This window comes from Saccharibacillus endophyticus (assembly GCF_013185185.1).
Lineage (GTDB): Bacteria > Bacillota > Bacilli > Paenibacillales > Paenibacillaceae > Saccharibacillus > Saccharibacillus endophyticus.
The window spans coordinates 195,201-214,764 of sequence record NZ_JAAZWE010000006.1 but is presented as its reverse complement, the minus strand read 5'-3'; the positions used below and the strand labels follow the sequence as shown (position 1 = coordinate 214,764).

The window sequence follows — 19,564 nt, the reverse complement described above, 5'->3', positions numbered from 1 at the left end:
TTTAATTATACGGCTGACCGGTACGGGCGTAAACCGCGTCAGGAGGTCAATCCGATCGGTAAGGGGGATTAAAATGCGAATCGAAGTCATCGGCGGGGGTTCGCTCGGCCAATTGTTTGCGGCATCAGCAGCGAGGGGCGGGGCAGAGGTGGTATTGTACACCCGCACGATAGAACAAGCGGAGCGGATTATGGATTCTGGGATTCAAGTAAGCGAAGCGACGGAGCATGACGCGTGGAAAATAAGGTTTCCTTCAATCGTCGCTCGCACGGTGGATCATTTTTCTGAAGCGGACGGTAAATTGCGTTGGATCGTGTTGGCCGTTAAGCAAAAACATCTGAATGATTCATTGCTTGCCAAGCTTCAATCGAATGTTCGAGCACAAGATCGGCTTTTTTGCTTGCAAAACGGAGTGGGTCATATCGAGCGTTTGATGGAGGCTTTGCCTGAAGTACCCGTGTATGCCGCTGTAACGACAGAGGGGGCCCGCAGAATTGATGCCGCATCTGTCTTTCACGCGGGCAAAGGGAGCACTTCTTTCGGAAGGACGGCATCTGCTCGGCAACAATCATCGGTTGAGCAGGTGCAGGCGGAGAAAATGTTGATGGACGCCTTTGGTTCGGGAGGATTATCGCTAACCGTGTCGAATGAAATCGAGAATGCGATGTATCGAAAACTGCTCATTAATGCGGTGATCAATCCTTTAACTGCCCTCTGGAAAATAGAAAATGGTGCTTTGCTGGAAAAGGAAGAGCGAATAACGACCATGCGGGCTGTGTTTGATGAAATTATGATGATTTACTCCGCCGCCGGAATCGAAGCTCCTTTAGTTTGGTGGGAGGAACTGCTGGGCGTTTGTCGGGCGACAGCCCGTAATCGATCTTCGATGCTGGAGGATGTAAGTCGCGGAGATCAGACAGAAGCGGCCTGGATCAGCGGGGGCGTCGTCGAACTTGCCCGTCGTGCGGGCAAACAGGCGCCGATTAATCAGACTCTTCTGAATCTGATTGAAGGGTTGGACAAATAGACATTACGAATCGAAAATTCGTTGAAGCAGGAGGAATGATATGTTTCAAACGGTCTCCGGCGTGCTGATTACCCTATGCGTCTTGCCTTTTTTGCCCTTCGTGCTCGTCTATGCGATTAGCGCGCTTCGTAAGGAACCGAAAAAACAATCGTTTCAGCGGGCCATGGACTTTACGACGCCCTTTTTGATTTTTGCGGTTTCTGCTCTTTATAATTACGTTTTTCATTCTTCTATAGGTTTCTATGCGCTGCTGCTGATTCTGTTGATTATTCTAGGATTGCTTGGGAGCGCTCAAAATCGTAAACGCGGACGTGTCGAACCGGGTCGGTTGGCGAGAGGGTTTTGGCGTATGAGCTTTCTTTTATTGGCACCTTGCTACATTCTGCTGGGGATTTTTGGTTTTATCATGCATATCGTAAATAGCTAACATTACGATGTTACATAATGAAAACAAAATTAAAAATAAAACCGGATTTTTTGCCGGAAAATCAAGGTTTGAGACAGGAAATGTGACAGAAACAGAGCGATGATTGAAAAAAAGCGCAAAATTCTGAAAAAAGGTTATAGATTTTTTTTGCGGTGCGGGGTATAATCAATAAAAAAATTAATCTTTTTTTAGGGGGAAAGTTGCAGGATGAAAAAGAAAAGCTGGATGATGCTTCTGACGCTGGTTCTTGTAATCGGCACGGTTCTCGCGGCATGCGGAAGCGCCGAAGAGACAACTACTACGGATTCGGGTACACCAACCGAAACGACGACAGGTGAGGGTGCAACTACCGAACCTGCTACCGATGCCAACCTGGCAGCTGACCAAACCCTGCGCTTGAACCTCAGTGCAGAGCCGCCGACACTTGATCCGGCACAAGCTCAAGACAGCCAAGCCAACACTGCGCTGCGCTTCATGTATGAAGGTCTTGCGACGATCGGCGAAGACGGCCAACCTAAAGCAGGCGCCGCTGAAAGCTGGGATATCTCGGAAGACGGCCTGACTTACACGTTCCACCTGCGTCAAGGCGCAACATGGAACAACGGCGATCCTGTAACAGCAAACGATTTCGTATTCGCTTGGCAGCGTGCGCTGAGCCCGGAAACTGTTCCGGCTCCGGTATATGCTTACCAATTGTACTACATCAAAGGTGCTGAAGCTTTCAACACCGGCGAAACAACAGACTTCTCGACTGTAGGCGTTAAAGCCGTTGACGAGAACACGCTGGAAGTAACACTGACGAACCCGACTCCTTACTTCTTGGGTCTGACTTCGTTCTACACGTACTACCCGGTTCACCAAGCAACAGTTGAAGGCAACGAAGCTTGGGCTGCTGACCTGAACACGATGGTTACCAACGGACCGTTCACGCTGACGACTTGGACTACGGGTTCCGAGATGGGTTGGACGAAAAACGACAAGTATTGGGATGCTGCCAACATCAAGCTGACGAATGTTACGGCTTCGATCGTAAACAGCGGCGCTACTGAAACAAGCCAATACCAAGGCAATGAAATCGATTACGCTGGCGCACCTACCGGCGAAATCCCGACTGACCAAATTCAACCGCTGTCCGAGCAACTGAAAGACGAGTTCAAACTCACGGACATCGCTTCGACTTACTACTATGAGTTCAACACGAAAGAAGCACCGTTCAACAACGTTAAGATCCGTAAAGCCTTTGCAATGGCAATCGATCGTCAATCTCTGATCGACAATGTTACAAAAGCGGGTCAAACTCCTGCATTCGGTTTCGTTCCGACTTCGATCGCAGGCCTGAACAACCAATCGTTCCGCGACGAGCATCCGGATTCCGATTACTTCAAGGAAGATGCAGCAGCAGCAAAAACACTGCTTGAAGAAGGTATGAAAGAAGAAGGTTACACGACTCTTCCTCCGATCACTTTGCTCTACAACACAAGCGAAAACCACCAAAAGCTGGCTCTGGCCGTAGCTGACATGTGGAAAAACAACCTGGGCGTAGAGATTCAAACGAAAAACGAAGAATGGTCCGTATTCCTGGAAAGCAGAAAAACGGGTAACTTCCAAATCGCTCGTGCCGGTTGGTCTGCCGACTACAACGATCCGATGACTTACATGGATATGTTCGTAACAGGCGGCGGCAACAACAACACCGGTTTCGCAAACGAAGAGTATGACGCTCTGATCGACGCTGCTTACAAAGGCGGTAACGACCCAGAGAAACGTATGCAGGATATGGCTGCCGCAGAGAAAATCCTGATCGGCGACAACATGGTTATCATGCCTGTTTACTACTACACTCAAGCATCGCTGACTAAGCCTTACCTGAAAGGCGTAACGACTGACTTCTCCGGTGCGATCAACTTCACTCGCGCTTACCTGGAACAACAATAAGACTTCTAAAGTCTGATTGGCACGACCCAAGTTAATAACAGCTCGGGATATATATGGAAACACATATATATCCCGATTTTTTTGCATGTTCGTCAAACTTCCATTTTTGCTCTTGCTTAACCAGTAAATAGGGTTGAAAATAATGAATGTGCAATTATAAATCAGGTAGGTTACTATTAAGCAGAATGAACAAGGAGGAGAGGTTCGCAGATGGCACGCTATGTAACCAGCAAGCTTCTATATACGCTGCTCTCGCTGTTTATCTTGATTACAGCGACATTTTTCTTGATGAAAGCAATTCCGGGCGATCCGTTCATGTCCGAAAAAGAAGTACCCGCTCCGATCCGAGCGCGACTCGAAGCGCAGTATGGTCTCGATAAGCCTCTGATGACCCAGTATGTGAATTACCTCGGTAATATCGTACAGGGTGATTTGGGGATTTCGATGAAAAAACTCAATCAAGAAGTCGGTAACATCATCGGTCAAACCTTCGGTGTTTCGCTTCGTTTGGGTCTTATTGCCGTTGTCGTATCGACGATCGTCGGCGTAACTTTAGGCTTGCTTGCCGCGTTATATCATAGGAAATTCATCGATAGCTTAGTCATGGTGGTCGCCGTCATAGGCATAGCGGTGCCGAGTTTCGTGCTCGCGTCGCTGCTGCAATACACGTTCGGCTTGAAACTGGGCTTATTCCCGATTACGGGAACGAAAACTTTACTTGGATATGTCCTTCCGGTTATGGCTTTGTCCGCAGGTCCGATCGCGTATATCGCGCGTCTGACGCGTTCGAGCATGCTGGAAGTTTTGAATGCCGACTATATCAAAACGGCTAAAGCCAAAGGTTTGAAATGGCCGGCCATTCTTTGGAAGCACGTGATTCGCAACGGTATCCTGCCTGTTGTTACTTACGTCGGTCCTATGACAGCTAACGTTGTTACGGGTTCGGTCGTCGTGGAACGGATCTTCGGGATCGGCGGTATCGGTAAGGTGTTCGTCGATAGCATCACCAACCGCGATTACACCTTGATCATGGGCATTACACTCTTCTACGGTATCATCTTGATGGCTGCGCGCTTCATTACCGATATCGTTTACGTACTCGTCGATCCTCGAATCAAATTGACATCGGGCAAGGAGGGCTAAGCAAGTGGCGAATGACAACATCACAAATAAGCAGTCTCTTCCCGCTTTGACGGCGGCTGACTTCGAGCCTGTTAATATTAATGAACGCGAATCCGAAGTCATCAAGCGCGAAAGCCTAACGGCTTGGCGCGATACTTGGGAACGCCTGCGTCGCAATAAGGTAGCGATGAGCGGCCTTGTGGCGCTGATTGTAATTATTATTGCATCGATCCTCGGGCCTTACGTGGCTTACTGGGTACACGGTTATGACTACCAGACGAACGACCTGATGGCAACCAACCAAAAGCCGTCGGCTCTGCACTGGTTCGGTACCGACGACCTGGGCCGCGACATGTTCGTCCGCACATGGTCCGGCGCCCGGATTTCCTTGATCGTCGGCGTCGCTGCGGCGCTGATCGACTTGTTGATCGGGGTTATCTACGGCGGAATCATGGGTTACTTCGGCGGCCGCGTCGATACGATCATGAACAAGTTCTCCGAAGTTCTGTACGCAATTCCTTACCTGCTCGTTACAATCCTGCTGCTGGTTGTATTTGAGCCAAGCTTGGGTACGATCATTCTGGCATTGACGATTACAGGCTGGATTAACATGTCCTGGATCGTTCGCGGCGAAATCATGAAACTGAAAAGCCGCGAATATGTTCTGGCTTCCCGTTCGATGGGTGCGGGCACGGGCCGACTGCTGTTCCGTCACCTTCTGCCGAATGCGAGCGGTCCGATCATCGTTACCTTGACCTTGTCGGTTCCGAACGCGATCTTCGCCGAGTCTTTCTTGAGCTTCCTCGGCCTGGGCGTGCAAGCTCCGATCTCGTCCCTGGGTTCGATGGTCGAAAACGCTCTGACAGGCTGGATGTATTATCCTTGGCGGATGTTGTTCCCTGCAGTTCTGATCAGCGTAATCATGCTGGCGTTCAACCTGTTGGGAGACGGACTGCGCGATGCGCTTGATCCGTCGCTTAAAAACAAATAATTCGCAGATTTTATAAAGAAGGAGGCGTCAGCCATGGGAGCCATGACGGGAAAGAATCTGATTGAAGTCGAAGGACTGAAAAAGTATTTTAATGTAGGCGGCGGCAAAGTACTCAAAGCGGTCGACAACCTAAACTTCTTTATTCGCGAAGGCGAGACGCTCGGGATGGTAGGCGAATCCGGTTGCGGGAAATCGACAGCCGGACGTACCATTCTTCGGTTGTATGAACCGACCGGAGGCAGCGTTCGTTTTAACGGTACGGATATTTACAAGCTTTCCCCGGGTAAAATGAAAGCGATGCGTCGCGATATGCAAATGATCTTCCAGGATCCTTACGCTTCGCTCAACCCGCGCTTTACGGTATCGGATATCATCGGCGAAGCTTTGGATATTCATAAAATGGCAGGCAGCTCGGGCGAACGCAAAAAGCGTATCGAAGAACTGCTTGACCTGGTAGGTCTGAACACGGATCACGCCACGCGTTATCCGCACGAATTCTCGGGCGGACAACGTCAACGGATCGGGATTGCCCGCGCTTTGGCGGTTAATCCTAAATTCATCATCTGCGATGAGCCGATCTCTGCTCTTGACGTATCCATTCAAGCGCAGGTCGTTAACTTGCTGCAGGAGCTGCAAGACCGTCTTGGACTGACTTACCTGTTCATCGCGCACGATCTGTCGATGGTTAAGCACATCAGTGACCGCGTAGCCGTGATGTACCTGGGTAAAATGGTCGAATTGGCGGACAGCGAAGAATTGTACAGCAATCCGATCCATCCTTACACCAAATCGCTGTTGTCTGCGATTCCGGTTCCGGACCCGGAAGTCGAATCGCAAAGAAAGCGTATCTTGATGTCCGCCGAAGGCGGCGGTCCGATTCGTTCGGCCGATGAAAAAACCGAAGAAACGTCGCTGGTCGAAGTTTCGCCGGGACACTGGGTTGCCATGCCTCACTAAGTTGGTTTTGAGTAAAGCAAGTATCACCGCCCTTTCGAACGGATGCCGTTCGAAAGGGCGGTATTTTCTTTTTCTTATGAAAAATAACTTTCTTCCGAAAAGGATGAAAGTTATTTTGACGACTTGGGAGCGATTGGGTACAATCAAGAAGGGTTTAAGCAGATTGCAGACAGGAGGCAAGGCCAGACATGAATGTCATTCCGCAGGCGCTTCGCAAGGGTTCGGCCTTGGGAGAAGATTACGTGCGTGGGCAACATGCACATGAATTATACGAATACGATTTACAAAGCGATCAATCGCTTCAGCATCGTGCTGAATGGCTGGATACCGCTCATCGTCCGCGTGTTGACCGCAACGCGCTGGTAAAGGTGTTGACGTCTTACAACGCAACCTATAACGATGATCCGGCCGTACGTGAGTCGTTGGAGAAATTAAAGGACGAGCAGTCGCTCGTCGTCGTAGGTGGGCAGCAGAGCGGATTGTTTACCGGTTCACTGCTCGTTGTATATAAGGCGGCAACGATTGTCCATGCTGCTCGTATGGCTTCGCAAAAGCTCGGTCGTGAGGTCGTGCCGGTATTTTGGATTGCCGGCGAAGATCATGATTGGGACGAAGCCGATCATACTTATGTGTTGACTTCGGAGCTTGAAGTACGCAGACTGCGCATGGAATCTTGGCATGACGGGAAATCTTCGGTCAGCCAGGTTGCGGTTCCGAAGAAAAAATGGGAAGAAGCCATTACGGAACTTGAGCTTGTCTTGGCAGACTCCGAATTCAAAACAGAGATCTTGGAGCTTTTGCGAGGCGAGCTTGCACAGGCATCGAACTTAAGCGAAGGTTTTGCCAGATTGGTGGGCCGTTTATTCGGTCGTTACGGTCTGGTGTTGGTTGATTCTGCCGATCCGGCGCTGCGGGCGATCGAACGTCCGATGTTCAAGCAATTGATCGAGCGGAGCGACGAATTCGAACAGGCTTATCTGACTGCCGCCGCACGAATAGAAGAGCTTGGTTACGAGCAGCAGGCTCAAGCCGTAGAAGGCGCAGCGAATCTGTTCTATATCCATGAAGGCCAGCGCATGTTGTTGTATAAGCAGGACGGAAAATTCATGGATCGTCGCGGTACCGTCATTTTTGCCAAAGAAGAATTGCTTGATCTATTGGAACGATGTCCCGAGCGATTCAGCAATAACGTCTTGACCCGTCCGCTGATGCAGGATTATTTGTTCCCGGTGCTTCAAGCGGTGTTGGGACTGGGCGAGATCGCTTACTGGGCAGGTACGAAGGACGGATTCAAGGTCGCAGGCATGCAAATGCCGATTTTGCTGCCCCGTATGTCGTTCACGCTGCTTGATCCGGTGACGAAGAAGCATATGCAGCAGTACGGTTTGACTTTCGAGGATGTCATGGAGCGTTTTGAATCTCGAAAAGAAGCTTGGCTGGCCGAGCAGGATAAGCTGGGCATGGACGGAATGTTTGAACAGGTAAAAGCCGAATTTGAACGTTTATATGCACCGTTGATTGGACGCTTGGGTGAACTTCAATCCGGCCTGTCGAGTCTGGGGGAGAAAAATCAGGCGAAGATCGTCGATCAAATTTCTTTTTTACAGACCAAAACCAAACAGACCATCGCCCGGCAAAACGAAGCGGAGCTGCGCAGATGGGATCGAATGTACAAAACGTTATTCCCGCTGGATCGTCCGCAGGAGCGCGTGTACACCGTCTTTTATACGCTGAACCGCTATGGCTTGGATTGGATCGACACGCTGATGAGCGTTGAACCGGATCTGACGGGCGGGCATCGGATTATCGAAGTATAAGCGAAGAAACAGGAGGGATACGATGAGTTCGTTGGCGAAACAAAACAGCATCATTGCCGATATCAATCTTGCTCCGGAAGGTCGCTTGAAGATCGAATGGGCGGCGGCGCATATGCCCGTGTTGAATCGGATTCGGGAACAATTCGAACAGGATCAACCTTTTAAAGGGCTGAAAGTATCCGTTTGCCTGCATCTTGAAGCGAAGACGGCCTATCTGGCCAAAGTCATTCAAGCGGGCGGGGCGGAAGTGACGATTACGGGAAGTAACCCGCTATCGACCCAAGACGATGTGTGCGCGGCATTGGTTGAAGACGGAATTACCGTTTACGCGAAATACCAACCGGCTCCGGGAGAATTGAAAGCCCTCAATATCAAAGCGCTCGAAGCAGAGCCTGATTTGATTATCGACGACGGCGGCGACCTGGCGACTATCCTGCACGGCGAGCGTCCGGAATTGCTGAAGACTATTCGCGGCGGGGCGGAAGAGACGACGACCGGCATCATCAAGCTTCGCTCTCTGGAGAATGAAGGTACGCTAAAGCTCCCGATGATCGGCGTCAACGACGCGTTCTGCAAATCGTTGTTCGATAACCGCTACGGCACCGGACAATCTGCGTGGGACGGCATTATGCGTACGACCAACCTGATCGTAGCCGGCAAAACGGTTGTCGTGGTCGGCTATGGTTGGTGCGGAAAAGGGATGGCTATGCGTGCTCGCGGGTTGGGAGCCAACGTCATCGTGACCGAGATCGATCCGATCAAGGCCGTTGAAGCGCACATGGAAGGTTTCCGCGTCATGACGATGAAAGAAGCAGCTCCGCTCGGCGACTTCTTCATTACCGTAACCGGAAATAAAGCCGTGATCGCGGGCGAGCATTTCGACGTGATGAAGGACGGGGCGATCCTGTCCAATGCCGGTCATTTCGATGTTGAAGTGAACAAGCCGGATATGGAAGAGCGGTCGGAATCGATCCGCACCGTGCGTAAGAATATCGAAGAATATCAATTCAAGGACGGACGTAAAATCTACCTATTGGCTGAAGGTCGATTGGTGAACCTGGGCGCGGCTGATGGCCACCCGGCGGAAATCATGGATATGACGTTCGCTCTGCAGGCGTTGTCGCTTCGGTACGTGAATGAGCATTACGAAGAAATCGGCAATCATATGATCAAAGTTCCGTTCGAGCTGGACGAGCAGGTTGCGCGCTACAAATTGGAAAGCATGGGCATTCAAATCGATGAACTGAGCGACATGCAAAAGCAATATCTGCAAAGTTGGAACGTTTAACCAGCATGCGGCCAGGCCGTTATTTCCCTGCAAATAGGGAGTAACGGCCTCTTTTTTGTGAAAAACAGAGAATGAGTTCGAAAAAAACGTCAAATTCGGCGAAAAATCGTGAAATTTGCGGAAGGACTTTGATTTTGCTCGTCGAATCTATTATGCTGTAAGTGGTGGAAAGTGGTATGAAGTGGAGGAAAAAAGGCGAGGAGTGGTCAAGCGGTGCTTATGGGGGAGTACAAACATAACATCGATGACAAGGGACGGATCATCATGCCGGCCAAATTCCGCGAAAAATTGGGCACGGCTTGCGTGATTACGCGCGGACTGGACCAGTGCCTTTTTGTTTACTCCGGACAGGAATGGGAACTTCTCGAACGCAAGCTGAATAACCTGCCCTTGATGAAGTCCGATGCCAGAGCGTTTACCCGGTTTTTTTTCTCGGGTGCGGCAGAGTGCGAATGGGATAAGCAGGGAAGAGCAAACCTGCCCGCCAACTTGCGCGAATACGCGCAATTGGACAAGGAATGCGTCGTGATCGGCGCAGGAAGCCGGGTAGAAATTTGGAGCCGAGACAACTGGGACCGTTACTACAAGCAGTCCGAAGAGTCTTTCGGCGACATTGCGGAGAAGCTATCCGATTTCGATATTGACTTTTAAATCGTATATTTATTAATTCGACAGCGTACGTCTGGGGGATACGAAATTGTTTCATCACATCACGGTACTAAAGGAAGAAGCGGTCGCAGGGCTAAACATTAAGCCGGACGGCATTTATGTCGATTGCACGCTGGGCGGAGCCGGGCACAGCGCATTGATTGCGTCGCAGCTGGGTGAAGGCGGTCGTTTGATCGCGTTGGATCAAGACGATTGGGCGCTCGATAACGCACGCGAGAAGCTTGCGGCGTATGAAGATCGGGTGACGCTGGTCAAGACCAACTTCCGGGAATTGGAGCATGCGCTGAAGAAGTCCGGCGTTCCGCTTGACGAAGAAGGCAATCCGCAAGTGGACGGTTTTTTGTTTGACCTTGGCGTTTCTTCGCCTCAATTTGACGAAGCATCTCGAGGATTTAGCTATAATCACGAAGCGCCGCTCGATATGCGAATGGATCGTTCTTCCGAGCTGACGGCGAAAATCATCGTTAACGAATGGTCGGAGGAAGATATCGCGCGTATTTTGTATCGGTACGGCGAAGAGAAATTCTCGCGTCGCATCGCGGGCAAGATCGGGCAGTATCGAGCGAAACAACCGATCGAGACCACGACGGAACTTGCGGAGATTATCAAGGAAGGCATTCCGGCCGCGGCAAGAAGAACGGGCGGTCACCCGGCCAAGCGCAGTTTCCAGGCTTTGCGCATTGCAGTCAACGATGAATTGTCCGCTTTTGAAGACGCGCTGCATGCTTCGGTCAAATGTTTGGCGAAAGGCGGGCGCGTGAGCGTCATTACTTTCCATTCGCTCGAAGACAGAATCTGTAAACAGATTTTGCTGGGCTACACCGGCAAAAACGTTGCTCCTCCCGGATTCCCGGTGGAAGTGTACGAAGGACCGAACAGCATCAAATTAATCAACCGCAAGCCGACTTTGCCTACGGATGAAGAAATCGAGCAAAATCCGAGAGCGCGTTCGGCCAAACTTAGAGTGGCGGAAAAAACGAAATAAAATTTGACTTCCAAAATGAGGAGATTGATCAATGGCACAGACACGCGGAAATCTGGCGATCCGGGAACGGGAGAAGCAGCAATCTTCACAGCAGTACCGGCAAAAGACAACGGTAGTGACCCGCCGGGTCGAACTCCCGATGCGGGAAAAAATGCTTTATCTGGCCAGCGTGCTGGTCGCGGTCGCCTTGTGCAGTATCGTGGCATGGCGATACGTACATATCTATGACCTGAATCATCAGATCGCGTCGGTTCAGAGCCAGACGAATCAAATTAACAAGGATATCGCGCAGGCACAGCGCGATCAGCAGGAACTGCGTCAGGATATCGTACCGAAAGCACTGGCCTTGGGTCTTGTCCAAGCGACGGAACACGAGCCGATCTTCGTCGAGCGTAAAAGCGGCGAATAATCGCAAGCACCGGCAGCAGACGCGAATAATGAGTAAAGAAAGCGGCCATGGCGCCTTTCGGCGCCTAGCCCCGCGCGAAAGCGTTGATCGAAACAAGCAGGAGGTTCTATCGCCATGCTGACAAAAAGAGTAAGAATGCGCACGCTGTTAATCGGAGGGGGGATTACCCTCTTTTTTCTCGTTCTGGTCGGAAGAGTTTTTTTTCTTCAGATTATTCAAGGCGATTTCTGGCATAAGCAAGCCGTCGATCAATGGTCGGCTTCCAAGATTCTGCGTTCGGAGCGAGGCGCCATCACGGATCGCAACGGCAAAGAACTTGCCGTAGACTCGCCGGCCTATTCCGTCGTGGTGGAACCTAATATTATCGGTAAGCGGGGAACCGCGGACGACGTCGTGGAAATCCTGCACAATAAGCTGGGCGTATCCGAAGATAAGCTGCGGGAGATGGTTTCGCGCACTTACGAAAAGGACAGCGAGTCGGGCACCTATAAAAAAGGCGATCCCAGCGTCTGGGTCGAGGTTCGTCCGCAAGGCTGGAAGATCGACGGCGATCTCAAAGCGGAGATCGAAACGGAGATCGCCGCGGTTCGAAAAGAAAAGGAACTGAGCGAAACGACAGATATCGGCATCGTTTTCGATGATCAGATCAAGCGTTTCTATCCCCAGCATACGCTGGCGGCCAATGTGCTCGGCTTCGTCGATAACGACGGAAATCCGAAGTACGGCATCGAGTCCTACTTTGAAGACCAGTTGAAAGGCGAGGACGGCAGGATCGCTTATCAAAGAGACGCCAAAGGCGTCGAACTGCCCGAAGGCAGCAGCGAGGTCGTCGCACCGAAGGACGGCACTTCGATCCAATTGACGATCGACAGCACCATTCAGTATTATGCCGAGCAAGCGGCGAAAAAGGCTTTCGAGCAATACAAGCCGAAAAGTGCTTCCATCATCGTGGCCGATCCCAATACGATGGACATTTTGGCGATGGTGAATATGCCGACGTTCGATCCGAACGAATATTCCGGCGTAAAGGCGCTTGAAGATTTTAATAATCTGTCCGTTACCGGACAATACGAACCGGGTTCCACGTTCAAGATCGTGACGCTGTCCGCGGCGGTGCAAGAAGGAAAATTCAATCCCAATGCCGAGTACCAATCGGGCGCTATTCAAATCGGCAGGCAGACCGTGCACGACGTCAGCCGGAATTGGGGAACCATTTCTTATTTGAAAGGCGTCAAACATTCAAGTAACGTGGCGTTCGTCAAATTGGGGATGGAAATGGTCGGAACGAGCAAACTGACCGAATACATCAAAAACTTCGGATTCGGCGAGCCGACCGGCATCGAATTGCCCGGCGAACTCAAAGGCACGATGAACGTAACCGAAAATAGTCCGTTGATCGATCAGGCTGCGATCACGTTCGGACATAACGTGGCCGTAACCCCGATTCAGCAGATCGCGGCGATTTCCGCGGTAGCCAACGGCGGCAAATTATTGAAGCCTCATATCGTCCAATCGGAAAGCAATCCGCAAACGGGCGAAGTGATCAAACGGAACGAAGTCGAAAAAGTTCGCGACGTGATTACGCCGGAAACGGCAAAAGCCGTCAGCGGTTATCTGGAACAAGTCGTGTCGGACCAAGAAATCGGTACGGGACGAAACGCATATATCCCCGGTTACCGCGTAGCGGGCAAAACGGGTACCGCCGAAAAAACGGGTACCGTCGATGCTTCGGGGAATGCTTACGACAAAACGCGCTCGGCCGTTTCTTTTATCGGTTACGCTCCGGCGGACGATCCCAAAGTGGCGATCTTCGTTATGTTGGACGAACCGGAAGATCCGAACGCGAGCGGCGGCAGAATCGCTGCGCCGATCGCCAAAGAAATTTTGTCCCAAACGCTTGAATATATGGGCGTCGCCAAAAAGTTTTCCGACACCGAAATTCAAAGCCAAAGCGAAAACGCCGAAACCGGAGAAACGCTGCTTAAAGTCACGGCTCCGAATTTGTTGAAAATGAAGCTTGAAGACGCGAAGTCGAAACTTCTGGACGAAGGCGTCGCTTACGAGCAGGTAGGAGCAGGGGCAACCGTTCTTGAACAGTATCCTTCCGCAGGAAGCGCGATGTATGCCGGACAAAAAATTTATTTGCTCACGGAAGACAAAGACGAAATGAGCGTGCCTGACCTGACCGGATTGTCGCTTCGGGATGCCGTCGATATTTTGACTTTGTTGAATGTATCGATCAGCACAAAAGGTTCGGGGTTCGTTTCCGAACAAAGATTGACCCAAAATGCCGAAGGCCATCGGATCGTGGTCCTGACGCTAAAGTCGGCGAAAACGACGATAACAGGTACGGAAGACACCGAATCCGAAGACGTGTCTATCGGCGGGGAAGCCGTGGCCGACGAGCCTGTCGAAGAAAGCGCGGAGACCGAAACCAGCGATCCGGTAATCGACGGCGGAACCGTTGTCCCGGCCGATCCCGCGCCGGAAAGCGATGCAGCTCCGCTCAACTGAGGGAAGCACTGCCCGGGCCTGCCATTGGCGGGCTCGGGCATTTTGCGGCTCGGGCATAAGGGAACGGCGGAGGCTGCTTAAACATGAATAATGAAATAAGGGGAGAATAGGCTATGCGATTGGACCAACTGGCGCAACAATTGATTACGGCTCGATTGATCGGCAACGGAGATACGGAATGTACGGGGATCGAAATCGATTCCCGTAAAGCGGGTACGGGTGATTTGTTCATCTGTTTGCCCGGGTTCACCGTAGACGGGCATGACTATGCGAAGCAAGCCGAAGAACAAGGCGCGGTCGCGCTTGTCGTTGAACGTGAACTGGATACGAAGCTGCCGCAGCTGCTCGTGCGGGACAGCCGTATGGCGATGGCGGTGTTGGCGAACGCGTTCTTTAACGAACCGAGCCGCAAAATGCGCATGATCGGCGTAACCGGAACGAACGGCAAAACGACTACGACTTACTTGATCGAACGCATCATGCAAGATCACGGCGTGAACACGGGCTTGATCGGCACGATCCAAATGCGCTACGACGGCGAGACGTTCCCGATGTCCGGCACGACGCCGGAATCGCTGGGACTGCAGCGTTCGCTTGCGGACATGGTCAACCGGGGCGTGGAATGCTGCGTCATGGAAGTTTCTTCTCACGCATTGGAGCAAGGACGCGTGAAGGGAACGGATTACCGCACGGCCATTTTCACCAATTTGTCTCAAGATCATCTGGATTATCACCACTCGATGGAGGAATATCGCGCAGCCAAAGGCTTGTTCTTTTCTCGCCTGGGCAATGCGCTTCCGGCGGATTTGTCCGAGCGCAAATATGCAGTATTAAATGCGGACGACGAAGCATCGGCGGAATATGCGAAGATGACTTCCGCGGAAGTCGTCACTTACGGCGTGGAACAGGATTGCGACGTTCGTGCTTCAGAAATTCAGATCACGGCTAAAGGAACGTTTTTCCATGTGGATACATTCAAGGGCTCGGCCGACATCCAACTGCGCATGGTCGGCAAATTCAATGTCTATAACGCCCTGGCTGCGATTACGGCTGCGCTGATCGAAGGCGTGGAGCTGGATCGGATCAAGCAAAGTCTGGAGTCGGTTGCAGGGGTAGACGGTCGCGTGGAAGCGGTCGACGCCGGACAGCCGTTTGCGATTATCGTCGATTATGCGCATACGCCTGACGGTCTGGAAAATGTGCTGAAAACGGTTGTTGAATTTGCGGAAAAGCGCGTATTGTGCGTTTTCGGCTGCGGAGGGGACCGCGATCGGACGAAACGACCGATCATGGGACGCATTGCGGTGAAATACAGCGATATCGCTTACGTAACTTCGGATAACCCGCGTACCGAAGATCCGGATGCCATTTTGAAAGATATCGAAGCAGGCTTGATTGAAGACGGCGTAGAAAAATCCCGTTATACTCTGGTTGTTGATCGTGCGGAAGCGATTCGCTTGGCTGTTGCCGAAGCGCAGCCCGGAGACGTGGTGCTGATCGCGGGTAAAGGACATGAGACGTATCAATTGGTGGGCAAACAGGTGCTGGACTTCGACGATCGTCTTGTTGCAGCGGAAGCCGTAAGGGGAGTCGCAAAGTGATTGAACGGACACTCGGCCAGGTTGCCGATATGTGCGGAGGCCGACTGATCGGTACGGCCTCCCCGGAAAAAAAGATTGCCGGAGTCGCTATCGATTCCCGCAAAATCACGACCGACGTTCTTTTCGTGCCGCTTGGCGGAGCGAATGTGGACGGACATGCGTTCGTCGAAGGTTCTTTGCAAGCAGGCGCCGGAGCTTCGCTGTGGCAGCGTGGACGCGAAGGGGCTCCCGAAGGTGCATTGATTGAAGTCGAGGATGTGCTTGAAGCTCTTCAACAATTATCTTCCGCGTATCTGCTTGAGAGCGGTGCTAAGGTTATCGGAATTACAGGCAGCAACGGCAAAACGACAACCAAGGATATGGTGTTTGCTCTGCTGGGCGATTCTTTCCGCGTTCACAAAACACAGGGGAATTTCAATAACCATCTGGGGCTGCCGCTGACTTTGCTGTCGATGCCGGAAGATACCGAGATTGTCGTGCTTGAAATGGGCATGAGCGATCTTGGCGAGATTGCCTTATTAGCCAAGATCGCGCCTCCCGATGTTGCGATCGTCACGAATATCGGAGAGTCTCATCTGCTCAATCTGGGCAGTCGGGAGAATATCGCCCGTGCCAAATTGGAGATTGCTTCGGGAATCAAGCCGGGCGGTCTGCTCGTGTACAACGGCGATGAACCGCTGATTCCGCTTGTGTTGAAGGAGATTGAACATTCGCTGCCTGAAGGGCTTCGTACGTTTACGTTCGGCCTGGAAGGTACCAACGACGATTATCCGACAGGCATGATGCGCCGAGGCGGAGGCATGACCTTTTCTGCTCGCAGCGAAGGAGACCTGTGTTTCTCCCTTCCCGTACTCGGCAGCCATAACGTAACCAACGCGCTTGCGGCGATGGCCGCAGCTCGCACCTTTGGTGTCGGGTCGGCCAAAATGAAAGACGGGCTTGCGACGATGCAATTGACGGGCATGCGAATCGAGCGTTTAGTCGGCATATCGGGGCTGACGATTTTGAACGACGCCTATAACTCAAGCCCGACTTCGGCGCGTGCCGCAATCGATGTGCTTGCCGCGCTGGACGGATACGCCTCAAATATATTGGTACTTGGCGATATGTTGGAGCTGGGCGAACAAGAGCGCGAGTATCATCGGGAAATCGGACGTTATGCCGCGAAGGCGGGAATCCGTGCGATTTATGCGTACGGGCCGTTGTCTGCCGACTCGGCAGAAGGTGCCCTGGAGACGATGGGAGCAGGGTCCGTGCATGCTTTCCTCGACAAAGAGGAAATGATCGCCCATCTACGCCGGAATTTGAAGCCGGACGATGCCGTTCTGGTCAAAGCTTCGCGCGGCATGAAGCTTGAAGAAGTGGTCTATGCCCTGCGCGACGAGCCACTAGTTATAGAAGGAGTTTAATAGACTTATGGATTTGCAGCTTTTATTTGTGACGGCCGCTGTTTCATTTATTCTTGCCGTATTGGCAGGCCCGCTGTGCATCCCGTTGCTGCAAAAACTAAAGCTGGGTCAGCAGGTTCGCGGCGAAGGGCCCCAAGGGCATTTGAAGAAGGCCGGAACGCCTACAATGGGCGGTGTAGTCATTCTGTTGGCTTTTACGCTGGCCTTCGTCAAATTTTCCGTCGTCAATACCGAATTTTATGTGATATTGGTTGTAACGCTCGGTTTCGGGTTGGTTGGTTTTTTGGATGATTGGATCAAAATATTGAAAAGACGTTCATTGGGTTTAACCTCTTTGCAAAAATTGCTGGGACAGCTTTTGTTTTCCGCGGTTGCCTGCTGGTTGCTGATCGACTCGGGCCATAGCACGGCGTTGTCGATTCCGGGCACCTCGTTCTCTTTTGATTGGGGAGCATGGTTTTACTATCCGTTTATCGTGTTGATGCTGCTGGCGATATCCAATGCGGTCAATTTTACGGACGGCGTAGACGGCTTGCTTTCGGCGGTCAGCGTTCCGGCGTTCGGCGCCTACGCGCTGATTGCCGTGCAGGCGACGCAATTTCCATCAGCTCTCGCGGCTTCTGCAATGGCAGGCGCGGCACTAGGTTTTTTGGTGTACAACGCGAATCCGGCCAAAGTATTCATGGGAGATACCGGGTCGCTCGGCATCGGCGGAGCGATCGGAATGATTGCGATTTTGACCAAGCACGAGTTTTTGTTCCTGATTATCGGCGGCGTCTTCGTCATCGAAATGCTGTCCGTCGTGCTTCAGGTCATTTCTTTTAAAACGCGCGGCAAACGAATCTTCAAAATGAGTCCGATTCATCACCATTACGAATTGTCCGGCTGGTCGGAATGGCGAATCGTCGGGATTTTCTTCGCCGTATCGTTGATTTTGGCGGCTATCGGACTTTATCTGGATAAGGGGCTGTAGAGAGATGGAACATCCAAAGGAGTATGCAAATCGGGAAGTTGTCGTTTTGGGTCTGGCTCGAAGCGGCGTGTCGGCGGCCAAAACCATGCACGCTTTCGGCGCAAAAGTGACGGTTAATGACCGTAAACCTCGCGAAGAAAGTCCGGAAGCCGCCGTGCTTGAAGACCTGGGGATTTCGGTGGTCTGCGGCGGGCATCCGGACGATTTGATTCGTTCGGACGTCGCTTTGGTTATTAAGAATCCGGGTATCCCGTATTCGGCTCCGCCTATTGCCAAAGCTTTGGAGCTTGGAATCGAAGTCGTGACGGAGGTTGAAGTCGCTTATCACTTGTCATCGGCCCCGATCATCGGCATCACGGGTTCGAACGGGAAAACGACCACGACGACCTGGATCGGCAATATGCTGGAAGGTGCCGGATTAAAGCCTATCGTTGCAGGCAATATCGGCACCCCGCTCTGCGATGCCGCGCTGGAAGCAAAAGACGACAATTGGCTTGTTGTCGAATTGAGCAGCTTCCAGCTCAAAGGCACGCAGACTTTTGCTCCGCGGATCGCTTGTCTGTTGAACGTGGCGGAGACGCATCTGGATTATCATGGTTCCATGGAAGATTATACGTCATCCAAGGCCCGGATTTTCGTCAATCAGACGCCGGAAGATACAAGCATCATTAACTGGGATGATCCATTCTGCCGCGAACTGGTGCCTTATTTGAAAGGGCGGGTCCTTCCGTTTTCCTTAAATGAAGAACTGAAGTTGGAAGGCGTCTATGCTTCACCTTCCTATCCGGCAGACGGAGAAGCGGATGATATAGAGCGTCTTATCGTGTATCGGGATGCGGCCGGAGAGGTTCACGAGATCATTAGAACCTCGGAACTCGGCATTCCGGGCGCATACAATGCGGCGAATGCGATGGCGGCTTGCGCAGCGGCTATTGCCGCCGGAGTGAATCCTGCCGCGTTAAAAGGCCCTCTGAGCAGCTTCGGAGGCGTGGAGCATCGTCTGGAAGCCTTGGGCGAACACGGAGGCATTCTTTACTACAACAACTCGAAAGCAACAAATTCCAAAGCGACGCTCACGGCATTGTCGGCTTTTGACCAACCTGTCGTTCTGATTGCGGGCGGTCTTGACCGCGGTTCCGACTACGAAGAACTGATGCCGGCCATGCAAACGAAGATCAAGGCGATCGTTACGTTAGGGGAGACGCGCGAGAAAATCGCAGGCGTTGCCGGACGCGCGGGAGTCGAGCGCATTTCGGTGGTAGAGCCTATGGAAGATCCGGCAGATACGCTGCGCCAAGCCGTGCGCGAGGCTCGGCGATTGGCGGAAATCGGAGATACCGTGCTGTTGTCTCCGGCTTGTGCGAGCTGGGATATGTTCGCATCATTCGAGGAGCGAGGCCGCCTGTTCAAGGAAGCCGTTCGCTCGATATCCGAATAGAC

General features: G+C 52.0%; 16 protein-coding genes. All 16 read left to right on the top strand.

The window, feature by feature from the left end; genetic code table 11:
* Positions 1 to 73: 73 nt before the first annotated feature.
* The 16 genes from HRQ63_RS20775 (at position 74) to murD (ending at position 19,562) form a co-directional block, all read left to right on the top strand.
* Positions 74 to 1,027 carry a ketopantoate reductase family protein gene (locus HRQ63_RS20775; RefSeq protein WP_172247086.1) on the top strand — a complete coding sequence of 318 codons (954 nt, stop codon included), beginning with the start codon at positions 74 to 76 and terminating at the stop codon, positions 1,025 to 1,027.
* A 40-nt stretch (positions 1,028 to 1,067) separates the two neighbouring features.
* Positions 1,068 to 1,454, top strand: a complete 387-nt coding sequence (locus HRQ63_RS20770; RefSeq protein ID WP_172247085.1) for a DUF3397 domain-containing protein — start codon at positions 1,068 to 1,070, stop codon at positions 1,452 to 1,454.
* A gap of 207 nt (positions 1,455 to 1,661) precedes the next feature.
* Positions 1,662 to 3,389: a peptide ABC transporter substrate-binding protein gene (locus HRQ63_RS20765; RefSeq protein WP_172247084.1), complete on the top strand. Its 1,728-nt coding sequence runs from the start codon at positions 1,662 to 1,664 to the stop codon at positions 3,387 to 3,389.
* Between the two features lie 210 nt (positions 3,390 to 3,599).
* Positions 3,600 to 4,532 carry an ABC transporter permease gene (locus HRQ63_RS20760; RefSeq protein WP_172247083.1) on the top strand — a complete coding sequence of 311 codons (933 nt, stop codon included), beginning with the start codon at positions 3,600 to 3,602 and terminating at the stop codon, positions 4,530 to 4,532.
* A gap of 46 nt (positions 4,533 to 4,578) precedes the next feature.
* On the top strand, positions 4,579 to 5,502 hold the full coding sequence (locus HRQ63_RS20755) for an ABC transporter permease (RefSeq protein ID WP_172247280.1): 924 nt from the start codon (positions 4,579 to 4,581) through the stop codon (positions 5,500 to 5,502).
* A gap of 42 nt (positions 5,503 to 5,544) precedes the next feature.
* Positions 5,545 to 6,459, top strand: a complete 915-nt coding sequence (locus tag HRQ63_RS20750) for an ABC transporter ATP-binding protein (RefSeq protein ID WP_037293413.1) — start codon at positions 5,545 to 5,547, stop codon at positions 6,457 to 6,459.
* Positions 6,460 to 6,647: 188 nt separating this feature from the next.
* Entirely contained in the window at positions 6,648 to 8,276 is a 1,629-nt protein-coding gene (gene bshC / locus HRQ63_RS20745) for a bacillithiol biosynthesis cysteine-adding enzyme BshC (RefSeq protein WP_172247082.1), read from the top strand.
* Between the two features lie 22 nt (positions 8,277 to 8,298).
* Positions 8,299 to 9,564 (top strand): adenosylhomocysteinase, encoded by a 1,266-nt coding sequence (locus HRQ63_RS20740; protein WP_172247081.1) that lies wholly within the window; start codon positions 8,299 to 8,301, stop codon positions 9,562 to 9,564.
* A 213-nt stretch (positions 9,565 to 9,777) separates the two neighbouring features.
* Complete coding sequence (mraZ, locus tag HRQ63_RS20735) at positions 9,778 to 10,215, top strand: division/cell wall cluster transcriptional repressor MraZ (RefSeq protein ID WP_172247080.1); 438 nt, start codon at positions 9,778 to 9,780, stop codon at positions 10,213 to 10,215.
* Between the two features lie 46 nt (positions 10,216 to 10,261).
* Positions 10,262 to 11,218 carry a 16S rRNA (cytosine(1402)-N(4))-methyltransferase RsmH gene (gene rsmH / locus HRQ63_RS20730; RefSeq protein ID WP_172247079.1) on the top strand — a complete coding sequence of 319 codons (957 nt, stop codon included), beginning with the start codon at positions 10,262 to 10,264 and terminating at the stop codon, positions 11,216 to 11,218.
* 31 nt (positions 11,219 to 11,249) lie between these two features.
* Positions 11,250 to 11,627, top strand: a complete 378-nt coding sequence (locus HRQ63_RS20725) for a hypothetical protein (RefSeq protein WP_172247078.1) — start codon at positions 11,250 to 11,252, stop codon at positions 11,625 to 11,627.
* A gap of 114 nt (positions 11,628 to 11,741) precedes the next feature.
* Complete coding sequence (locus HRQ63_RS20720) at positions 11,742 to 14,141, top strand: penicillin-binding transpeptidase domain-containing protein (protein WP_172247077.1); 2,400 nt, start codon at positions 11,742 to 11,744, stop codon at positions 14,139 to 14,141.
* Between the two features lie 113 nt (positions 14,142 to 14,254).
* Complete coding sequence (locus HRQ63_RS20715) at positions 14,255 to 15,742, top strand: UDP-N-acetylmuramoyl-L-alanyl-D-glutamate--2,6-diaminopimelate ligase (RefSeq protein ID WP_172247076.1); 1,488 nt, start codon at positions 14,255 to 14,257, stop codon at positions 15,740 to 15,742.
* Positions 15,742 to 17,151 carry a UDP-N-acetylmuramoyl-tripeptide--D-alanyl-D-alanine ligase gene (locus HRQ63_RS20710; protein WP_172247279.1) on the top strand — a complete coding sequence of 470 codons (1,410 nt, stop codon included), beginning with the start codon at positions 15,742 to 15,744 and terminating at the stop codon, positions 17,149 to 17,151. The genes HRQ63_RS20715 and HRQ63_RS20710 overlap by 1 nt, the downstream gene beginning before the upstream one ends.
* A gap of 7 nt (positions 17,152 to 17,158) precedes the next feature.
* Positions 17,159 to 18,124: a phospho-N-acetylmuramoyl-pentapeptide-transferase gene (mraY, locus tag HRQ63_RS20705; protein WP_172247075.1), complete on the top strand. Its 966-nt coding sequence runs from the start codon at positions 17,159 to 17,161 to the stop codon at positions 18,122 to 18,124.
* 4 nt (positions 18,125 to 18,128) lie between these two features.
* Positions 18,129 to 19,562, top strand: a complete 1,434-nt coding sequence (gene murD / locus HRQ63_RS20700) for a UDP-N-acetylmuramoyl-L-alanine--D-glutamate ligase (protein WP_172247074.1) — start codon at positions 18,129 to 18,131, stop codon at positions 19,560 to 19,562.
* Positions 19,563 to 19,564: the final 2 nt, after the last annotated feature.

What these genes read in the sequence shown, in the direction of transcription:
- HRQ63_RS20715 (WP_172247076.1), top strand. Translation starts at nt 14,255, where the DNA reads ATGCGATTGGACCAACTGGCGCAACAATTGATTACGGCTCGATTGATC.
- HRQ63_RS20750 (WP_037293413.1), top strand. Translation starts at nt 5,545, where the DNA reads ATGACGGGAAAGAATCTGATTGAAGTCGAAGGACTGAAAAAGTATTTT.
- bshC (WP_172247082.1), top strand. Translation starts at nt 6,648, where the DNA reads ATGAATGTCATTCCGCAGGCGCTTCGCAAGGGTTCGGCCTTGGGAGAA.
- HRQ63_RS20775 (WP_172247086.1), top strand. Translation starts at nt 74, where the DNA reads ATGCGAATCGAAGTCATCGGCGGGGGTTCGCTCGGCCAATTGTTTGCG.
- HRQ63_RS20760 (WP_172247083.1), top strand. Translation starts at nt 3,600, where the DNA reads ATGGCACGCTATGTAACCAGCAAGCTTCTATATACGCTGCTCTCGCTG.
- mraY (WP_172247075.1), top strand. Translation starts at nt 17,159, where the DNA reads ATGGATTTGCAGCTTTTATTTGTGACGGCCGCTGTTTCATTTATTCTT.
- HRQ63_RS20765 (WP_172247084.1), top strand. Translation starts at nt 1,662, where the DNA reads ATGAAAAAGAAAAGCTGGATGATGCTTCTGACGCTGGTTCTTGTAATC.
- HRQ63_RS20770 (WP_172247085.1), top strand. Translation starts at nt 1,068, where the DNA reads ATGTTTCAAACGGTCTCCGGCGTGCTGATTACCCTATGCGTCTTGCCT.
- murD (WP_172247074.1), top strand. Translation starts at nt 18,129, where the DNA reads ATGGAACATCCAAAGGAGTATGCAAATCGGGAAGTTGTCGTTTTGGGT.
- HRQ63_RS20740 (WP_172247081.1), top strand. Translation starts at nt 8,299, where the DNA reads ATGAGTTCGTTGGCGAAACAAAACAGCATCATTGCCGATATCAATCTT.
- HRQ63_RS20720 (WP_172247077.1), top strand. Translation starts at nt 11,742, where the DNA reads ATGCTGACAAAAAGAGTAAGAATGCGCACGCTGTTAATCGGAGGGGGG.
- HRQ63_RS20725 (WP_172247078.1), top strand. Translation starts at nt 11,250, where the DNA reads ATGGCACAGACACGCGGAAATCTGGCGATCCGGGAACGGGAGAAGCAG.